This is a genomic window from Rhizobium sp. 1399 (genome assembly GCF_031455475.1).
Taxonomy (GTDB): domain Bacteria; phylum Pseudomonadota; class Alphaproteobacteria; order Rhizobiales; family Rhizobiaceae; genus Rhizobium.
This window is the reverse complement of the sequence record NZ_JAVDSU010000010.1, coordinates 135,371-152,548: the sequence shown is the minus strand read 5'-3', so window position 1 is coordinate 152,548 and position 17,178 is coordinate 135,371. Positions and strand designations below refer to the sequence as shown.

General features: G+C 59.4%; 19 protein-coding genes. 9 read left to right on the top strand and 10 right to left on the bottom strand.

Annotated elements, in window-relative coordinates; translation table 11 throughout:
• Positions 1-24: 24 nt before the first annotated feature.
• Positions 25-495, top strand: coding sequence for a MaoC family dehydratase (locus J2X71_RS27005; protein ID WP_310386955.1), 471 nt, complete (start codon positions 25-27; stop codon positions 493-495).
• Positions 492-959, top strand: a complete 468-nt coding sequence (locus tag J2X71_RS27000) for a MaoC/PaaZ C-terminal domain-containing protein (protein WP_310386953.1) — start codon at positions 492-494, stop codon at positions 957-959. Before J2X71_RS27005 ends, J2X71_RS27000 begins: the two co-directional genes overlap by 4 nt.
• 55 nt (positions 960-1,014) lie before the next feature.
• Here the strand turns inward: J2X71_RS27000 and J2X71_RS26995 are convergent, their stop codons facing one another.
• From J2X71_RS26995 to petA, 4 genes are all read right to left on the bottom strand, one after another.
• Entirely contained in the window at positions 1,015-1,557 is a 543-nt protein-coding gene (locus tag J2X71_RS26995; protein WP_310386951.1) for an adenine phosphoribosyltransferase, read from the bottom strand.
• A 116-nt stretch (positions 1,558-1,673) separates the two neighbouring features.
• Positions 1,674-2,546 carry a cytochrome c1 gene (locus J2X71_RS26990; RefSeq protein WP_113322015.1) on the bottom strand — a complete coding sequence of 291 codons (873 nt, stop codon included), beginning with the start codon at positions 2,544-2,546 and terminating at the stop codon, positions 1,674-1,676.
• Positions 2,547-2,571: 25 nt separating this feature from the next.
• Positions 2,572-3,840 (bottom strand): cytochrome b N-terminal domain-containing protein, encoded by a 1,269-nt coding sequence (locus J2X71_RS26985; RefSeq protein WP_310386948.1) that lies wholly within the window; start codon positions 3,838-3,840, stop codon positions 2,572-2,574.
• 14 nt (positions 3,841-3,854) lie between these two features.
• Positions 3,855-4,430, bottom strand: coding sequence for a ubiquinol-cytochrome c reductase iron-sulfur subunit (gene petA, locus J2X71_RS26980; RefSeq protein WP_310386946.1), 576 nt, complete (start codon positions 4,428-4,430; stop codon positions 3,855-3,857).
• A 287-nt stretch (positions 4,431-4,717) separates the two neighbouring features.
• Between petA and J2X71_RS26975 the strand changes: the two genes are divergently transcribed.
• On the top strand, positions 4,718-5,647 hold the full coding sequence (locus J2X71_RS26975; RefSeq protein WP_310386944.1) for an endonuclease/exonuclease/phosphatase family protein: 930 nt from the start codon (positions 4,718-4,720) through the stop codon (positions 5,645-5,647).
• On the opposite strand, the gene J2X71_RS26970 is transcribed toward J2X71_RS26975, so the two are convergent.
• Complete coding sequence (locus J2X71_RS26970; protein ID WP_310387135.1) at positions 5,618-7,513, bottom strand: ABC transporter ATP-binding protein; 1,896 nt, start codon at positions 7,511-7,513, stop codon at positions 5,618-5,620. The genes J2X71_RS26975 and J2X71_RS26970 overlap by 30 nt on opposite strands.
• 162 nt (positions 7,514-7,675) lie before the next feature.
• On the opposite strand from J2X71_RS26970, the gene J2X71_RS26965 reads away from it, so the two are divergent.
• Positions 7,676-7,927, top strand: a complete 252-nt coding sequence (locus J2X71_RS26965) for a CopG family ribbon-helix-helix protein (protein WP_007824443.1) — start codon at positions 7,676-7,678, stop codon at positions 7,925-7,927.
• A gap of 67 nt (positions 7,928-7,994) precedes the next feature.
• Here J2X71_RS26965 and J2X71_RS26960 read toward each other — a convergent pair whose 3' ends face one another.
• Complete coding sequence (locus tag J2X71_RS26960) at positions 7,995-9,851, bottom strand: ABC transporter ATP-binding protein (protein ID WP_310386941.1); 1,857 nt, start codon at positions 9,849-9,851, stop codon at positions 7,995-7,997.
• Between the two features lie 384 nt (positions 9,852-10,235).
• Here J2X71_RS26960 and J2X71_RS26955 point away from each other — a divergent pair, with 384 nt between their 5' ends.
• A complete protein-coding gene (locus tag J2X71_RS26955) occupies positions 10,236-10,697 on the top strand; it encodes a tRNA (cytidine(34)-2'-O)-methyltransferase (RefSeq protein WP_310386939.1) in 462 nt (153 codons plus the stop codon).
• Positions 10,698-10,884: 187 nt separating this feature from the next.
• Entirely contained in the window at positions 10,885-12,531 is a 1,647-nt protein-coding gene (locus J2X71_RS26950; protein WP_310386937.1) for a Na/Pi cotransporter family protein, read from the top strand.
• 2 nt (positions 12,532-12,533) lie between these two features.
• Here J2X71_RS26950 and J2X71_RS26945 read toward each other — a convergent pair whose 3' ends face one another.
• The gene (locus J2X71_RS26945; RefSeq protein ID WP_037100062.1) at positions 12,534-12,794 is read right to left on the bottom strand and encodes a hypothetical protein; all 261 of its coding nucleotides are present in this window, start codon (positions 12,792-12,794) and stop codon (positions 12,534-12,536) included.
• A gap of 134 nt (positions 12,795-12,928) precedes the next feature.
• Between J2X71_RS26945 and hemF the strand changes: the two genes are divergently transcribed.
• The 3 genes from hemF to J2X71_RS26930 all read left to right on the top strand — a co-directional run bounded on the left by hemF (position 12,929) and on the right by J2X71_RS26930 (position 14,587).
• Positions 12,929-13,840 (top strand): oxygen-dependent coproporphyrinogen oxidase, encoded by a 912-nt coding sequence (gene hemF / locus J2X71_RS26940; RefSeq protein WP_310386934.1) that lies wholly within the window; start codon positions 12,929-12,931, stop codon positions 13,838-13,840.
• 160 nt (positions 13,841-14,000) lie between these two features.
• On the top strand, positions 14,001-14,276 hold the full coding sequence (locus J2X71_RS26935) for a hypothetical protein (protein WP_310386932.1): 276 nt from the start codon (positions 14,001-14,003) through the stop codon (positions 14,274-14,276).
• A 125-nt stretch (positions 14,277-14,401) separates the two neighbouring features.
• Positions 14,402-14,587 (top strand): DUF1059 domain-containing protein, encoded by a 186-nt coding sequence (locus J2X71_RS26930; RefSeq protein WP_007824454.1) that lies wholly within the window; start codon positions 14,402-14,404, stop codon positions 14,585-14,587.
• Between the two features lie 2 nt (positions 14,588-14,589).
• On the opposite strand, the gene J2X71_RS26925 is transcribed toward J2X71_RS26930, so the two are convergent.
• Genes J2X71_RS26925 through J2X71_RS26915 form a run of 3 tightly spaced genes read right to left on the bottom strand, consistent with a single transcriptional unit; the run spans position 14,590 to position 17,125 of the window.
• Entirely contained in the window at positions 14,590-15,846 is a 1,257-nt protein-coding gene (locus J2X71_RS26925) for a CCA tRNA nucleotidyltransferase (RefSeq protein WP_310386929.1), read from the bottom strand.
• On the bottom strand, positions 15,843-16,493 hold the full coding sequence (locus J2X71_RS26920) for a CoA pyrophosphatase (protein ID WP_029868578.1): 651 nt from the start codon (positions 16,491-16,493) through the stop codon (positions 15,843-15,845). The genes J2X71_RS26925 and J2X71_RS26920 overlap by 4 nt, the downstream gene beginning before the upstream one ends.
• Entirely contained in the window at positions 16,490-17,125 is a 636-nt protein-coding gene (locus tag J2X71_RS26915) for a DUF1285 domain-containing protein (RefSeq protein ID WP_310386927.1), read from the bottom strand. The genes J2X71_RS26920 and J2X71_RS26915 overlap by 4 nt, the downstream gene beginning before the upstream one ends.
• Positions 17,126-17,178: the final 53 nt, after the last annotated feature.

Here is a 17,178-nt window from a genome sequence, read left to right as displayed (position 1 = left end):
GCCTGCCTATGATGAGAGACCCTGATGCCTGCAGAAAAGCTCGCCTATGAGGATTTCCAGCCCGGCCGGCGCTTCCCGCTCGGCCCGAAGCCGCTAACGGCACCCGAAATCATCGAATTCGCCGCGGAGTTCGACCCGCAGCCGATGCATCTGGACGAAGCGGCAGGCCGCGCCAGCATCCTCGGCGGCCTTGCCGCCTCCGGCTGGCACACTTCGGCGATGTTCATGCGCATGATGGCCGACAGTTTCGTGCTGAACTCGCTTTGCGAAGGTGCACCAGGCGTCGATTTCATGGAATGGCGCAAACCGGTGCTGGCAGGCGACACTCTCTCCGGCCATTCGACGGTGCTGGAGGCGCGTCCGATGCGCTCGCGTCCAGGCCTCGGCATCGTCAAATTCCGCCACGAGGTGGAAAACCAGCGCGGCGAACTGGTCTGTCTGTCGGAAAATTCCGTCATCTTCGGCATGCGTGGTAGCCCGGAGGCTGGCTTATGAGAATGACCGAACTTTACGCTGCCCGCGACAAGGTTGAGATCGGCACCTACGTCTTTACAGAGGAAAATATCCTCCGCTTCGCACGTAAATACGATCCGCAGCGTTTCCATACCGATAGCCAGGCCGCGAAAGACACCATGTTCGGCGCGCTCTGCGCCTCTGGCTGGCACACGACGGCCGCCTGGATGCAATGCTTCCTCAGATACTGGATGGCGGAGATTGACCGCCTGAAGAAGGAGGGCCTGGAACCGCCGAACCTTGGCCCCTCACCCGGCTTCCAGAAGCTGCAATGGCTGAAGCCGGTTTTTGTCGATGAGACGGTCAGCTACTCCGTGACCTTTCTCTCGGGCCGGCCGCTTGCGTCGCGGCCGGGCTGGCATCTCAACACCATTCTTTGTGAAGGCGTCAATCAGGACGGTATTCCCGTCATCCGTTTCGAAAGCAGCGTGCTGGAATTCGAATGATCCGGCTGGAGCAATTTCAGCAGAGCTTGCAACGGCTCTACTGAAATTGAGATGCTCAATGACCGGCGAATTCTACGAGCGTGTGCACGTCGACACCGAGATCTTCGAGCTTCTTGCGGCCGCCGAGATCCGGCAAGTCGATGACGAAGCAGGCACCGACCACTTCCGCGCCGATCTGGCGAAGAAGCTGTGTCGCGCCCACAGCAGTGCCGCCCGTGGCAATCAGATCGTCAACGAGGATTACCTTCTCGCCCGGCTGGACGGCATCGCGGTGCATCTCCATCTCGTCCACGCCATATTCCAGGCTATAGGCGATGCGCACCGTGTCATGCGGCAGCTTGCCCTTCTTGCGGATCGGCACGAAGCCCGAGGAAAGCTGATGCGCAACCGCGCCGCCGAGGATGAAGCCCCGCGCTTCCATGCCGGCGATCTTGTCGATCTTCAGACCGGCATAGGGCTGCACGAGCTCATCGACCGCCCGGCGAAAGGCACGCGGATTGCCGAGCAGCGTGGTGATGTCGCGAAAGATGATGCCGGGCTTGGGGTAATCCGGAATGGAGCGGATGCTGGCCGCAAGCTCCGAAAGCGTATTGTTCATCGATAATCCGTATCTGCGAGGGGCACAAAGCGCCCGCACACTATCAACTGCGTCGGATCAAACCAAATAAAAAAGGCGGCTAAAAAGCCGCCTTTTCCTCGGGACTAAGGGGCCGCTTAGTGATCGGTCCGGGAATAGATCGACCGCTTGGTCAGGTAGATCAGCACGGTGAAGATCAGCAGGAAGATCATGACCATGAAGCCGGTGCGCTTGCGTTCTTCGAGGTGCGGCTCGGACGCCCACATCAGGAACGACGAGACATCCTTGGAATACTGATCGACCGTCTGCGGCGAACCATCGTCATAGGTGACCTGGTCGTCGGAGAGCGGCTTCGGCATGGCGAGCACGTCAGCGGCATGGAAATACGGATTGTAATGCGAGCCCTGCGCCACCTTGACGCCCGCCGGCGGCTCTTCGTAGCCGGTCAGCAGCGCGTGAATGTAGTCGGGGCCGCTTTCCTGATACTGCGTGAAGATGTCGAAGACGAACTGCGGGAAGCCGCGCTCGACTTCGCGCGCCTTGGCGAGCAGCGACATGTCAGGCGGAGCCGCACCGTTGTTAGCGGCAGCAGCCGCTTCCACATTCGGATAGGGCGACGGGAAGTGGTCAGACGGAACCGCTTTGCGGGTGAACATTTCACCGCTGGCATCCGGGCCGTCCTGGACTTCGTAATTGGCCGCGAAGGTCTTCACCTGCGCATCCGAATAGCCGAGCTCGCTCAGCATGCGGAAGGGTACGAGGTTCATCGAGTGACAGGCGGAACAGACTTCCGTGTAGACCTTCAAGCCACGCTGGAGCTGGCCCTTGTCGTAGTGACCGAACGGACCTGCGAAGGTCCAGTCGATTTCCTTGGGCTCCTTCAGCGGATAATGCGGCGTAGCGCTTTCCTCGTGATGAGCGGCCGGAGCCGCCGCTTCCTGAGCAAAAGCCACACCGGCAACACCGGCTGTGACCGCGAGCGACAGAATGCTTGCAACAAGCTTTTTCATGTTTCTATTCCTTCCCGTCGCTCGCTCAGGCCTTGGCCGCAGCAATCTTGTTGCGCTTTTCGAGCACCGCTTCAGTGATCGAGTTCGGAATACGGCGCGGTGTTTCCACCAGACCGAGAACCGGCATCGCGACCAGGAAGAAGGCGAAGTAGAGGAGTGTGCAGACCTGCGAAATCGTCGTGTACAGGCCTTCTGCAGGCTGCGAACCGAGCCAGCCGAGGATTATCGCGTTGATCACGAACAGCCAGTAGAACAGCTTGAACCACGGACGATAAACCGCCGAACGCACCTTCGAAGTGTCGAGCCAAGGCAGGAAGAACAGCACGAGGATCGCGCCGAACATGACGAGGACGCCGCCGAGCTTGGAGTCGATCGGACCGACGTTGAAGGTGATCGAACGCAGCATCGCGTAGAACGGCAGGAAGTACCATTCCGGAACGATGTGGGCCGGGGTCTTCAGCGGATCGGCCGGAATGTAGTTGTCGGCATGGCCGAGATAGTTCGGCAGGTAGAAGACGAAGTAGGCATAGACGATCAGGAAGACCGAGACGCCGAGCGCATCCTTGAGCGTTGCGTAAGGCGTGAAACGAACCGTGTCCGTCTTGGTCTTGACCTCAACGCCCGTCGGGTTCGTCTGGCCGACCACATGCAGAGCCCAGATGTGCAGGACAACGACGCCGGCGATCATGAAGGGCAGCAGGTAGTGCAGCGAGAAGAAACGGTTCAGCGTCGGCTGGTCGACGGCGAAGCCGCCGAGAAGGAACTGCTGAACCCATTCGCCGACCAGCGGAAAGGCCGAGAAGAAGCCGGTGATAACAGTCGCGCCCCAGAAGGACATCTGGCCCCAGGGTAGAACGTAGCCCATGAAGCCGGTTGCCATCATCAGCAGGTAGATGACGACGCCGAGGATCCAGAGGATTTCGCGCGGCGCCTTGTAGGAGCCGTAGTAGAGGCCGCGGGCGATGTGCAGGTAGACTGCGACGAAGAAGAACGAAGCGCCGTTGGCATGCATGTAGCGCAGCAGCCAGCCGTGGTTGACGTCACGCATGATCTTTTCAACGGAGTTGAAGGCGATCGTCGTGTCGGCGGCATAGTGCATGGCGAGCGTGACACCCGTCAGGATCTGTACGATCAGCATGACGGCGAGCATGGCGCCGAAAGTGTAAGCGTAGTTCAGGTTCCGCGGAACCGGATAGGCAATGAAGCTGTCATAGACCATGCGCGGCAGCGGAAGGCGCGCATCGACCCACTTTTCCAGGCCGGTTGATGGTTCGTAGCTGGAATGGCCACTCATTAATCAGTCTCCCCTCAACCGATCTTGATCTTCGTGTCGGACAAAAACGAAAAGGTCGGAATCGCCAGGTTCTGCGGCGCCGGACCTTTGCGGATGCGGCCGGCCGTGTCGTAGACCGAGCCATGGCAGGGACAGAACCAACCATTGTATTCACCGGCCTGACCGAGCGGAACGCAGCCGAGATGGGTGCAGGTGCCGATCATGACGATCCAGTTTTCTTTATCCTTGCCGCCCGAGCGGTCGGCGCCCGTTGCCGGAGCGTCGGGAGGAAGGTTTGCGTTGCGAGCGATCGGGTCCTTGAGATCCGACAGCTGGACGTCGGCGGCGGCCTTGACTTCTTCCGGCGTGCGGTTGCGGATGAAGATCGGCTTGCCGCGCCACTTGACCGTCAGCGACATGCCGGGCGTAAGGCTTGCGACATCGACTTCGATGGAAGCCAATGCCAGCGTCGACGCATCGGGGCGCATCTGGTCGATGAACGGCCATGCAACCGCAACGGCACCGACCGCACCAGCCATGCCAGTGGTGAGATAAAGGAAATCACGGCGAGTGGGCTCTGAGGCCTCGCTTGTCGTTACGTGTTCGCTCACGGCTTAACCATCCTCTGCGCAATTGTCGCGGAATTCCGCCCTGCCCCTCCAGAGGCGGCGAATCTATCAGAACAAATTTCGGCCATAGATTCCCCACCAATCCGGCGCGTTCTATGCTTGATCGCAAATTATGTCCAGCCTTGGCAAGGGGATGGGGGCACAATGTCGCGGGAAATTTCAGTGAATTTTTTAAGGCAATCACTGGCTTGCAACTTTGCTGCGTTGCAACAAACGAGGGGGCGTGTTAGGCGCTGGTGAGTTTGCCATATGAATTTGGATTTGCGCCGATGAGGCATACTGTTTTCTGCATATTGAGCGTCCTCATCACCATTGTCCTGGCCCTCGTTTCGCTCCGCTATTTTACCGATTTCTGGCTGCTTTCGCTCGTTTACAGCTTCCAGATTCATCTCAGCATCGTTTGCGCCGTCGGCGCGGTCATTGCCCTCTTTTTCAAGCGGCACTGGTATGGCTTTCTGATGCTGGCGGTGGCAACCTTCCTGAATATCCACGGTGTCATCATGCTGCGCGAATTCGCCGGCAGGACGCCTCCGGAGAATGCCCCTCGCCTTTTCCGGCTAATGTCCTTCAACATCGAGAATGACAATTTTGAAAACGGTGAGCGGATTGCCGACGCCATACTGGCTTCAGGCGCCGATGTGGTCGACATCATGGAGGCCGAGCCGGTCTTTGCGCAGTTGCCACGGCTTCTGCAACTCTATCCCTACCGTATCGGCTGCGATGCGAGCGAGACATGCGATACGCTTGTGCTGTCGAAGCGTCCCTTTGTCCAGCAGGAGATCCATGACATCGGCGAGCTTTGGAAAAAGCGGCTCGTGTCGGTTTCGATCGACTTCGATGGAACGCCTGTCGATTTCCTGTTCCCTCACCTGTCCAAGCCATATTTTGATGATTTCCAGTCTGACGAACTCCAGGATCTCCCGACTTTCATGCAATCTCACACGGGGGCTCTGGTGGTCGCCGGAGACTTCAATTCCTCGATCCTCGCGCCGACGATTCAGCACTTTCTGCGCGGAACCGGCCTGACCACAGATTTCCCGGAACCAACCACTTGGCCGGTCAGCGCCGGCTCGTTCGGCATCAGCATCGACCATATCTTCGCAAGACCGCCGCTGCTCATCCGCTCGACGAGCCGGCTGGAGGACAGCTTCGGCTCGAACCATTACGGCCTAGTCAGCGATTTCGTTCGCGAATACTGAGCGCGTATCGTCATCGGAAGCGAGGAAGCCGCCCGACTGGCGTGCCCAGAGCTCGGCGTAAAGCCCGCCCTGCTTGAGAAGCGCATCATGCGTGCCTTCCTCGATGATCTTGCCGCGGTCGATCACGACAAGCCTGTCGAGTGCGGCGATGGTCGAAAGCCGGTGGGCGATCGCAAGCACTGTCTTGCCTTCCATCACGCGGTTGAGGTTCGATTGTATCGCCTCTTCCACTTCCGAATCGAGCGCCGACGTCGCCTCGTCGAGAACAAGGATTGGCGCATCCTTGAGCATCACACGCGCAATGGCGATACGCTGGCGCTGGCCGCCCGAGAGCTTGACCCCGCGCTCGCCGACATGCGCGTCAAAACCCTTGCGCCCCTGCTGGTCCCGCAGCCGCTCGATGAAATCGAGCGCTTCGGCGCGTCCGGCAGCCTCGACAAGGCGTTCCTCTCCGGCATCGGGCCGGCCGAAGAGGATATTGTCACGCACGGAGCGATGCAGCAGCGACGTATCCTGGCTGACCATGCCGATCTGCATGCGCAATGATTCCTGGGTGACGGCGGCGATATCCTGCCCATCGATCAGAATGCGCCCACCTTCGAGATCGTAAAGACGCAGGAGAATATTCACCAGCGTCGACTTGCCCGCACCGGAGCGGCCGATGATGCCGACCTTTTCGCCAGGACGGATCGTCAGCGAAAAATTGTCGATGACCGCATTCTCCTTGCCGTAGTGGAAGGAAACATTTTCGAAACGGATACCGGGCTGCTTGATGACGAGTTCTTTCGCATCGGGGCGGTTGACGAGATGCAGCGGTTGGGAAATCAGCTCGGCCGCATTCTGAATGGTGCCGAGATTGCGCATGATGCCGTTAAACTGGGTCATCAATCGGCCGAGAAGGAAGTTCAACCGCAGAACCAGCGTCAGCGAAAAGGCGACCCCACCCGAGCTGATCAGCCCGCGCAGCCACAGATCGATGCTGAGGCCGGCCATGGTGACGATCATCAGGCCCGAGAGCAGCGCCATAGACGCACGAACCCCGGTGATGAAACGCGTGAACTTCAGCACCGTTTCCTGATAGGCGTTGAAGCCGTCAAGCATGTAGCGGTCGCTCTCCTCGTCGCGTGCGAAGAGCTTCAGCGTCTGGATATTGCTGTAGGCATCGACGATGCGGCCATTGAGCAGCGAGGCTGCCTCTGCGGTTTCACGCGAGTGATAGCGGATGCGCGGCACGAAATAGCGGGCAAGCACGCTGAAAGCCGCCAGCCAGAAGAGAACCACCGCCGCCAGCGAAAAATCGAGCTGCCCGACGAGAACCAGCGTGGTGACGGCATAGATGCCGACGAACCAGACGCTCTCCATCAGCGACGTCACGAGATCGCCCGTCGCCTGCCCCGCCGACCAGACCTTGGTAACGATGCGGCCGGAAAAATCGCTCTGGAAGAAGGCAAGCGACTGGCGCGACACATGCAGATAGGACTGCCAGCGCGCCAGATTATAGAAACCCGGCGTGATCACCTGCTGGTCGATCAGCGCGATCAGGAAGGCAACGACAAAACGGACAATGCCGATCAGCGCCAGCATGCCGAAAATCTCGCCGCCATGGGCGGCCAGAAGCGTGCCCCAGCCGGCTCCGGGCTTGATCGTGCTGAGGATGTCGACGAGGCGCCCGACGAACCAGAAGAGGGCTGCTTCGATTGCCGCCGACATGCCGCCGAGCATCAGCATGGCGATAAACGGCCACTTGGCCTGACTGATATAGAACCAGATGAATCCAAAAGTATTGCGCGGCGGCTGAAGATTGTCGCTGGCGCGGAAGGGATCTATCCAAGTTTCGAACAGGCGAAGGATCGGAGTGAGCAGCATCACCGCGATATAGGCCCGTTCAGAATTGCGGCAAAGAGAATATAAGGCGGACGCAACCTTATATTTTCGTAATGATCGGTAATATCGGCGTCATCTCCATTGATACGGGTGGAAGCAGCCACGATCTCGTGCCATGATCGCGCCTTACCGGAGACCGCAGATATGGAAACGAAAACGCTCAATGCGCATCTTCCGCTTTCCCTTGCGGAAAAGCTCGACGCCCTGGCGGACGCGCTGGATGTGCCGCGCGACAGCATCGTGACGGAAGCCATCGCAAGCTGGATCGAACGGGAGGAACGGCTGCGGATTTTCACGCTTCAGTCGCTTGCTTCGAACTCGATCATCGTCGTGGAGCATCATCGCGTCATCGACTGGGCCGACAGCCTCTGCGCCGACCGAGTCCGCACGCTCTAAGCGGAAAATTGATTTCTTCAGCAGGACAAAAGAAAAGCCCTCCCCGCAGAAACGGGAAGGGCTTATTTTACTGGGCTGCGACTTCGGCTTCTTCCTCGTGATCGGCGAGGAAGCCGCCGGACTGGCGATTCCACAGATCGGCATAGATACCGCCATGGCTGACCAGTTCACCATGCGTGCCGCTTTCGATTATACGGCCCTTGTCGAGCACGATCAGCCGGTCCATCTCGGTCAACGTCGACAGGCGGTGGGCGATCGCGATGACCGTCTTGCCTTCCATCAGCGCGAAGAGGTTTTCCTGGATCGCCGCTTCCACTTCGGAATCGAGCGCCGAGGTCGCCTCGTCGAGCACCAGGATCGGTGCGTCCTTCAGGAAGACGCGGGCGATCGCTATACGCTGCCGCTGGCCGCCGGAAAGTTTCACACCGCGCTCGCCGACCTGCGCATCAAGCCCCTTGCGGCCGTGCATGTCGACAAGCCCTTCGATGAACTCCCAGGCATTCGCCCGTCTTGCCGCCTCGATGACGTCCTCATCGGTTGCGTCAGGACGCCCATAGGCAATGTTGTCGCGGATCGAGCGATGCAGCAATGACGTATCCTGCGTCACGACACCGATCAACGAGCGCAGACTATCCTGCGACACATCTGAGATATCCTGGCCATCGATAGTGATACGTCCGGCCTCCAGATCGTAGAAACGCAGGAGCAGGTTCATCAGCGTCGTCTTGCCGGCGCCGGAGCGACCGACCAGACCGACCTTCTCGCCGGCCTTGATATCGAGCGACAGGTTGTCGATGATGCCCTTGCCCTTGCCATAGTGGAAGCCGATGCGTTCGTAATGGATTGCACCCTTCTTCGCCGTCAGCGCAGGCGCATCCGGCTTGTCGACGATATCGTGCTGCTTCGACATCATCTCCATCCCGTCATAGACGGTGCCGATGTTTTCGAAGAGCGCCGAGACTTCCCACATGATCCACTGCGACATGCCGTTGACGCGCATCGCAAGGCCGATGGCGATGGAAATCGCACCGACCGAGATCGTGCCGTTCAGCCACAGCCAGATGGACAGGCTGGAAATGATGAACAGCGAAATGCAGTTGTTCATGTAGACGCTCATATGGAAGAGCGTCACCTTGCGCATTTGCCTGTGCACCGTGTCCAGAAAGCCGTCCATGCTCTCCTTGGCATAGACCTCTTCACGGCCTGCATGGGAGAACAGCTTCACGGTGGCAATGTTCGTATAGCTGTCCACTACGCGGCCAGTCATCAGCGAGCGAGCATCCGCCTGCTGCGCCGCAATCTTGCGAAGCCGCGGCACGAAATAGGCGACGATGCCGACATAGATGCCGAGCCAGGCGAGGATCGGCAGCATCAGCCGCCAGTCGGCAGCCGCGATGATGACGATCATCGACAGAAAGTAGGTCACGACATAGACGAAGACGTCGAGGATCTTCATGACCGTTTCGCGCACGGCAAGCGACGTCTGCATGACCTTTGTGGCCACGCGTCCGGCGAACTCGTTGGCAAAGAAGGTCATGCTGTGGCGCAGCAGGAAGCGGTGCATCTGCCAGCGCGCGATCATCGGATAATTGCCGAGCATCATCTGGTGCATGATCAGCGAATCGAGACCGGCGATGAGCGGCAATCCGATCAGCACCAGCGCACCCATCCAGATCAGCTTGTGACCCTCATTCTGCAGGAAGGTCGCCTTGTCGGCATTCGTCAACCAGTCGACGATATCGCCAAGGAACTGGAAGAGCGCCACTTCACCGACTGCGATCAGCGCCGTCAGGAAGGCCATGAGCGCAAGCCATCCCGCCGCCGGCTTGCTGTAATGCCAGCAGAAGGCAAAAAGACCCTTCGGAGGAGCGACCGGCTCCTCGCTCGGATAGGGATTAAGTCGCCGTTCGAACCAGTCAAACATGAAATCGCTCCAGAACTTCCGCGTTCCGGCCCCGGCTTTGCGCTCTTAGGGCGCACGAAAGCACATATGGGAACCGGAGGCTCAAGGGGCGAGGCCGTAATGGCCGCGCAATTATTCAAAATGGGCAATTGGGGAAAGAAAAGCGCCTTATATGCGCCAGATCGCCAAGCGTGGCATCACGGGCGGGAGACGCATCAGCACAAATATATCCATGTCGGCGCTCCCTGTTGGCGATTGAAGATATGCACCGATAACGCGAAAATGCCTAAATTTCCAGCCCCGACCGCTCGGAAAGTGGCCATCGACAGGTCAAAAAGCGTTCTGTTGCCTCAAAATCACAGTTCGGATAGGCAAGTTGCTTATCATCTCAACGGACAATTTCCCATGGCAGACCTCAGACTGGCGCTCTATCAACCCGATATCCCAGGCAATACCGGTACGATCCTGCGCCTTGCCGCCTGCCTGGGTTTTGCGGTCGACATCATCGAGCCCGCCGGTTTCGACATTTCCGATCGAAATCTGAAGCGCGCGGGCATGGACTATCTGGCCACCGCCGCCCTCACCCGCCATGTCAATTGGGAACGCTTCGAGGAATGGCGCGCAGCCACCGGCCGCCGCCTGATCCTCGCCACCACGAAGGCATCGCAGCGCTACACGGATTTCGTCTTCCGTCCCGACGATATCCTGCTCTTCGGCCGTGAAAGCGCCGGCGTGCCCGATCATGTGCATGAACGCGCCGACGGGCGCATTCTGATTCCGATGGTGGAAGGCCAGCGTTCGATCAACCTTGCCGTCTCCGCCGCGATGATAACAGGCGAGGCAATGCGGCAGACCGCCTGGTCGTGAACCGGCCCATGCCGATCCTTGGCGGCCTTGATGTCGCAAACGACGCTTTGAATCGACGCAAAAGCGCCTATATTAATTAGCCAGGCAATCAATAATTCTGCACAAGCAGTGAGATTCCAATGATTTACTCGACTACGGAAACGTAGACCCGAGAAAACTTCTCAAGAAGAAGAAAAAGACCAAGGCCATGGAATCCACGATCGTCATGATCAATCTGTTCGGCGCGATTGCGCTGTTGCTCTTCGGCCTTGCGCAGGTCAAGGACGGCGTCACGCGTGCCTTCGGCGCACGCCTGAGGACCGGGCTTGCGACAGGCACGGCGAACGGGCCGCGCTCGATCCTGTCAGGTTTCCTGGCAACCATCGCCCTGCAGAGTTCGACCGCGACGGCCCTGATGACGGCCTCTTTCGTGGAGCGCGACCTCATCAAGCCGCGCATGGCACAGATCGTGCTGCTCGGCGCCAATGTCGGGACTGCCGTGACCGCCTGGATAGTCGCTACCGGCATCGAATGGCTTTCGCCGCTGCTCATTCTCGGCGGCATCGTTCTCTATCGCGGAAAATCCAGCGCCCGCCACGGCGGCGGCACGGCCATGATCGGCATCGGCCTGATGCTGCTCTCCCTGCATCTGCTCAGCAATGCGACGGAGCCCATGCGCACGTCGCCGGCACTGGCTGCCTTCATCGGCCTGCTCGGCGATGCCTGGCCGGTCGCTCTGTTTTTTTCCGCAGCGCTCGCCTTCATCTCGTCGTCGAGCCTTGCGGTCGTCGTCCTGATCCTGTCGCTCGCGTCAACGGGCATCGTGTCCCCGGAACTGATCATCGTTCTCGTCCTCGGCGCCAATCTCGGCGGCGCGATTCCGCCCGTTGTCGCCACCCTCTCCGGCCCTGCCTCGGCGAGACGCGTCACGCTCGGCAATCTCATCGTCCGCACCGCGGGCTGCCTAATTGCGCTGCCGCTTGCCGGCTATGCGGCGCCGCTGCTTCAAATGCTGCCCTTCGGCCCCGCCAAGCTGCCAGTCGATACGCATCTGATTTTCAACATCCTTCTTGCCGCCGTTGCCTGGCCGTTTTCGCGGATGTTGGCTATCTTTACCGCCCGCCTGGTGCCCGATGACGTGCAGCCGGATCAGGGTCCCAAGTTTCTCGATATGCAGGAGCTGTCGACGCCCGTCGTGGCCCTTGCCAGCGCGACGCGCGAAGTACTCGGCGTCGGCGATCTGATCGAACGCATGCTCCTGCGCGCTTCCGATGCCTTCGAACACAATGACATGTCCAAGCTCGCCGAGATCCCTGCGCTCGAAAAGCGCGTGGATCTGCTGCAGCAGGAGGTGAAGGTCTATCTCTCCAAGCTCGGCCGCGGCGGTCTCAGCGACGAGAATGCCCGCCGCTCGATCGTTATCATCGACTATGCGATCAATCTCGAGCACATGGGCGACATCATCGAGAAAGGCCTGCTGGAGCAGGTCGGCAAGAAGGTCTCGCTCGGCCTGAAATTCTCCGAAGACGGCTATAGGGAATTGCGCAAACTGTTTGATCTGACGATCGACAACCTGCGCGTCGCCCAGACGATCTTCGTCACCCGCGACTTCAATCTCGCCCGGCAGATGATGGAAGTGAAGGTCGAGGTCCGCCGCATGGAAAAACAATCGGCCGAGCGGCACCTGGAGCGGCTGCGCGACGGGCGTGCCGACAGCCTCCAGACGAGCTCACTTCATCTCGATATGCTGCGTGACCTGAAGCGTATCAATGCGCACATCGTCTCAGTGGCGCATCCGATCCTCGACGAAAGCGGCCTTCTGATCGAAAGCCGCCTGCGTGATGCAGCCGAATAAGTTCAATCGGCGGATGGCAAGCGACGCATGGTGAATTCGATCTGATCGCCTTCCAGCTGGCGCCAGCTTTCCACTTCGGTCCAATAGGCGGCTTTCGGATATTCGTCGAACCATTCGCGCGCCTTGGCGCGGGCTTCCAAAAGCCCCATCCGGTATGTTTCGCGGACAAAATGATCCCGCTCGCGGGCGGACGCCTCTGCCCGATGCTTTGCTATTCTGCGCTTCAAGCCTTCGAAGGGCGGAGGCCCCGGAATTTTTGCCATAAAACCTACCTCTGAATGAAAAGTAGTATCGAAATCCGCCCTTTGCGAGTCGAATCTTGCAGGCGCTTTCCACTGCTGGCAGGCTTCTGCTGCACCTGCTAAACCGGGATTGTAATCAACAAAGAGCGAATCGCATGGAAAGACCGGAACTGCCGATCGGCCTGCCCGAAGACATCGAGGACAAAAAGACTGCCGCCCGTACATGGTTCGAGGGGCTGCGGGACACGATCTGCGCTTCCTTCGAAGCGCTGGAGGATGAACTAGAAGGTCCCCTCTCCGATCAGGAGCCCGGCCGCTTTGTCGCCAAGGACTGGTCCCGCGAAAACGGTGCCGGCGGCGGTGGCCGCATGTCGATGATGGAAGGCCGCGTCTTCGAAAAGGTCGGCGTTCATACATCCACCGTCTATGGCGAATTCGCGCCCGACTTCCGGGCACAGATACCGGGCGCCGCCGAAGATCCGCGCTTCTGGGCGTCGGGAATTTCGCTGATCGCCCATCCGGTCAATCCCAACGTGCCGGCCGTTCACATGAACACCCGCATGGTCGTCACCACCAGCCGCTGGTTCGGCGGCGGCGCCGACCTGACCCCGGTTCTCGGTCGCCGTCGCACGCAGGAGGATGAGGATACACAGCTCTTCCACAAGGCCATGGAAATCACTTGCCGCAACCATGCGGTCGCTGATTACGATGCCTACAAGAAATGGTGCGACGACTATTTCTTCCTCAAGCACCGCAACGAGGCGCGCGGTGTTGGCGGCATCTTCTACGACTGGCTGCATTCCGCCGAAGAAGCCGGCGGCTGGAAAGCCGATTTCGCCTTCACGCGGGATGTCGGCCGGGCCTTCGCCATGGTTTACCCCAAGATCGTCCGCTCAAACTTCAACAGGGATTGGACGGAGGCCGACCGTGACGAACAATTGATTCGCCGTGGCCGCTATGTCGAGTTTAATCTGCTCTACGACCGAGGGACGATCTTCGGCCTGAAAACCGGCGGCAATGTCGAATCCATTCTTTCTTCCCTGCCGCCCGTCGTGCGCTGGCCATAAGCCGGCGCCAAGCATGCAGGCAAAGACCGGCATGCTGACAAAGGCAAACCCGCTGATAAATTTGAAATACTATTCCGGTAAAATCGCGTTGAACGGCCTTCATCAGAACTGAGTGCGTCCTAAATTAGTCTCTGTGCGTTACAATCGGAGGAGGATTGTCATGACGGTACAAAGCAGCTCGCCTGCTTCTGCAGATATCCAGGAAACGTCCCGCGCAATCGAAGCGCCCGAGTTTCTAACGCGCATCGCCGAAGACTTGAGAGCGAAAAGCGGTTCCGACCTGCCGCTCTCCTGCTTTGTCGAGCAGGTGAAATTGCAGCTAGCAGGCGGCAAGACTCCGGAAGAACTTCAACAGCAGGCAACAGGTGCTGCCAACAGCAACAAGCCTGCGCACCTTTCGGAGACTTACATGGCCTGGGCAATGCCCCATCAATAAACAGAGCCTTTCGGCCGGCGTCTAAGTCGGCCGAAGCTTTCTCCCCCGGAACCTTCTCCGTTGCCGCACATTCCTCAAACGCGCGAAAGCGCGATGGTTTTGTATTTCAGAGACAGGAGAAGACCATGCGACTTTTCGAATGCGGTACACTCGTTCCCGGATGCGATTGGCACACCAGGGCCGACAATGACGCTGAAGTCGTTCGCCGCGCCGTCGAACATATGAGAACAGCCCACGGCGAAACGACCATTCGCGAAAACATGGTGGACAATATCAAGGCCCGCATCCGCGACGAAGCGAACGCGGCCTGATCTCAACCTGCAATCTCCGAGAGCCGGGCGAGCAATGCCGCCCGGTCGGAGACAAAATTCTCTTCAACCCACTGGTTTTCCAAGGTCGACAGGATTTCACCGACCTTCGGGCCGGCCTGTATGCCCGTGGCCATCACATCTGCGCCGTTCAGCGGAAACTGCGGCTTCTTCCAGATGCGCGCATGGTCCAGAAGCTTCGAAAGGCGCGCCGAACGGCTCATCTCATCAAAACTACCATTCTCTGCCTTGCCCCGAGCAACGCCAAGCGCCAGTTTCAGCCGCACGATGATGCCGTCCACGCCGTTTCTGTAGAGCAGCTTCTCGAAGGCGGCAGCGGAAATCTCGTCATTGACCGGGGCGGCTTTTGCCCAGGCCCTGAAATAGGCGGCTTCCGCATTCGAAAATTTCAGCCGTGCTGCCAATTCCTCCAGCCGCACCGGATCGGGCGGAATGATCGAGGCCAGCCGCAGCAGCGGATCAGGCTCCCAGCCGAGCGCCTTCTCGGTCGCAACAAGCGCCGGAATGGCATCGATGCCCCATTTTTCCGTTTCCGGCAGGATTTCCGAGAGAACTGCAACCTGCCGCATCCAGAGAAGCGCCCGGCCTGGATCTTCCGCCGACAGGAGCTTTCTGAGCTCCGACCAGACCCGTTCGGCCGACAGCGTTTTCAACTTCGAACGCGCGGCGGATGACGCTCTCAGCCCCTCCGCATCGGGCCGTCCGGAACCGTACCAGGCGAAGAAACGGAAGAAGCGCAGGATGCGCAGATAGTCCTCGGCGATCCGCGTCGCTGCATTACCGATGAAGCGGATATTGCGCTTCTCGATATCATCGAGCCCGCCGACGAGATCGATCACCTCGCCCGCAGCATTTGCGTAAAGTGCATTGATGGTGAGGTCGCGCCGTTCCGCATCCGATTGCCAGTCCGCGCTGAAGGCCACCTTGGCGCGACGGCCATCCGTTTCCACATCGGTACGCAACGTCGTCACTTCGAAGGGGCGGCCATCGATGACGAGCGTCACCGTTCCGTGGTCAATGCCGGTCGGCACCGCCTTGATGCCGGCAGCAGCGGCCCGCTCCATGACGGCTTCCGGCAACAGCGTGGTGGCGACATCGATATCGGCGACGGCTAGCCCCATCAGGCTGTTGCGCACCGCGCCACCGACCACACGCCCTTCCCCGCCATCGGCGTTCAGGAGCGCAAAAACCCGACCGAGCGCCGGATCCTGAAACCATGCCTGGTCGGCAACAGAGGTCATGCATAAAGCCTTTCATAAAGCGTGCGGACGATGCCGGCGGTGATGCCCCAGATCATCCGCGTTTCATAGGGCATGCGGTAGAAATGCCGGTCGATACCATCAACTACCCGCTTGTCCCGTGTGTGATTGGCAGGATTCATCAGGAAGGAAAGCGGCACCTCGAAAACGTCGTCCACTTCGATCGGATTGAGCTGCAGCGAAAAACCGCGTTGCACAACGCCGAGAACGGGCGTGATGCGGAACCCGGTAGACGACAGATAGTTCGGCAGCCGGCCGACCGTCTCGACGAAGCCGCCGCCAAGACCAATCTCCTCCTCGGTCTCGCGGATCGCGGCCATCTCGGGCGAGACATCCTCGGGATCGATCGAACCACCGGGAAAGGCGATCTGGCCAGAATGCTTGCGCAGTGTCGACGTCCGCTTGGTGAAGATCACCTTCGCCTCTTCGCCATCATCGACGACGGGCACCAGCACGGCCGCATCACGGAGTTTCAAGGTCTCGGCCAGCGCAACGATATCGGGATTGAGCACATGGTCGCCATGGTCGCGCCAGGCGTGATCGATGGGTGCACCGATCTGATTGAGCGCACGGCGACGGAACTCGGCAGCCGAAAACGGGGGATAGGTCTTGCTGATCGCTTCACTCATCGGGAGGCTGCTTCCAGTTCGTCGGCCGGCATGATCGGAAAAATCTCACCACCGGAGCGAACGACGAACATCTCCCGGCCGGCAACCTCGGCCACCTCTCCGAGTTCGACCAGCTCATACATCACGGCGCGTGACACCAATGCTTCAAGCCGGCCCCGCACATGCAGATAGGGCTTTAGTTCACTGTCTTTCCCATACTCTGGCCCATGATCCGGAAAGCGCAGAGGGTGATCCTTGCCGGCCTCGATGACATCGCCGACATTGGTGCGGAAGGTCAGAACCTGCTGGCCATCTCGCTCACTTGCATTCATCTCGACGGCCACAAAGGGTGCGTCAATGACCCTGATGCCGACCTTTTCCACAGGAGTTACGAGATAGGTTTTTCCGTCTTCGTCCTTCCTCAAAACGGTCGAAAAGAGCTGGACCAGCGGAGCCCGGCCGATCGGCGTGCCCATGTAGAACCATGTGCCATCCGCCCGAATTTCCATGTCGATATCGCCGCAAAAGGGCGGATTCCATTTCTCGACAGGCGGCAAGCCGCGCTTTTTGCCGGATTTCGCCTCGGAAGCGCGCGAAATCAGCGCGGCAAGTCCCGCTGCATCTGCCGTATGCCTCATTTCCTCGGCTGCCATTCTTCTGTCCCGGTTTGCTCTTAACAAAATAAAGTCACGAGATAGTCATTTGA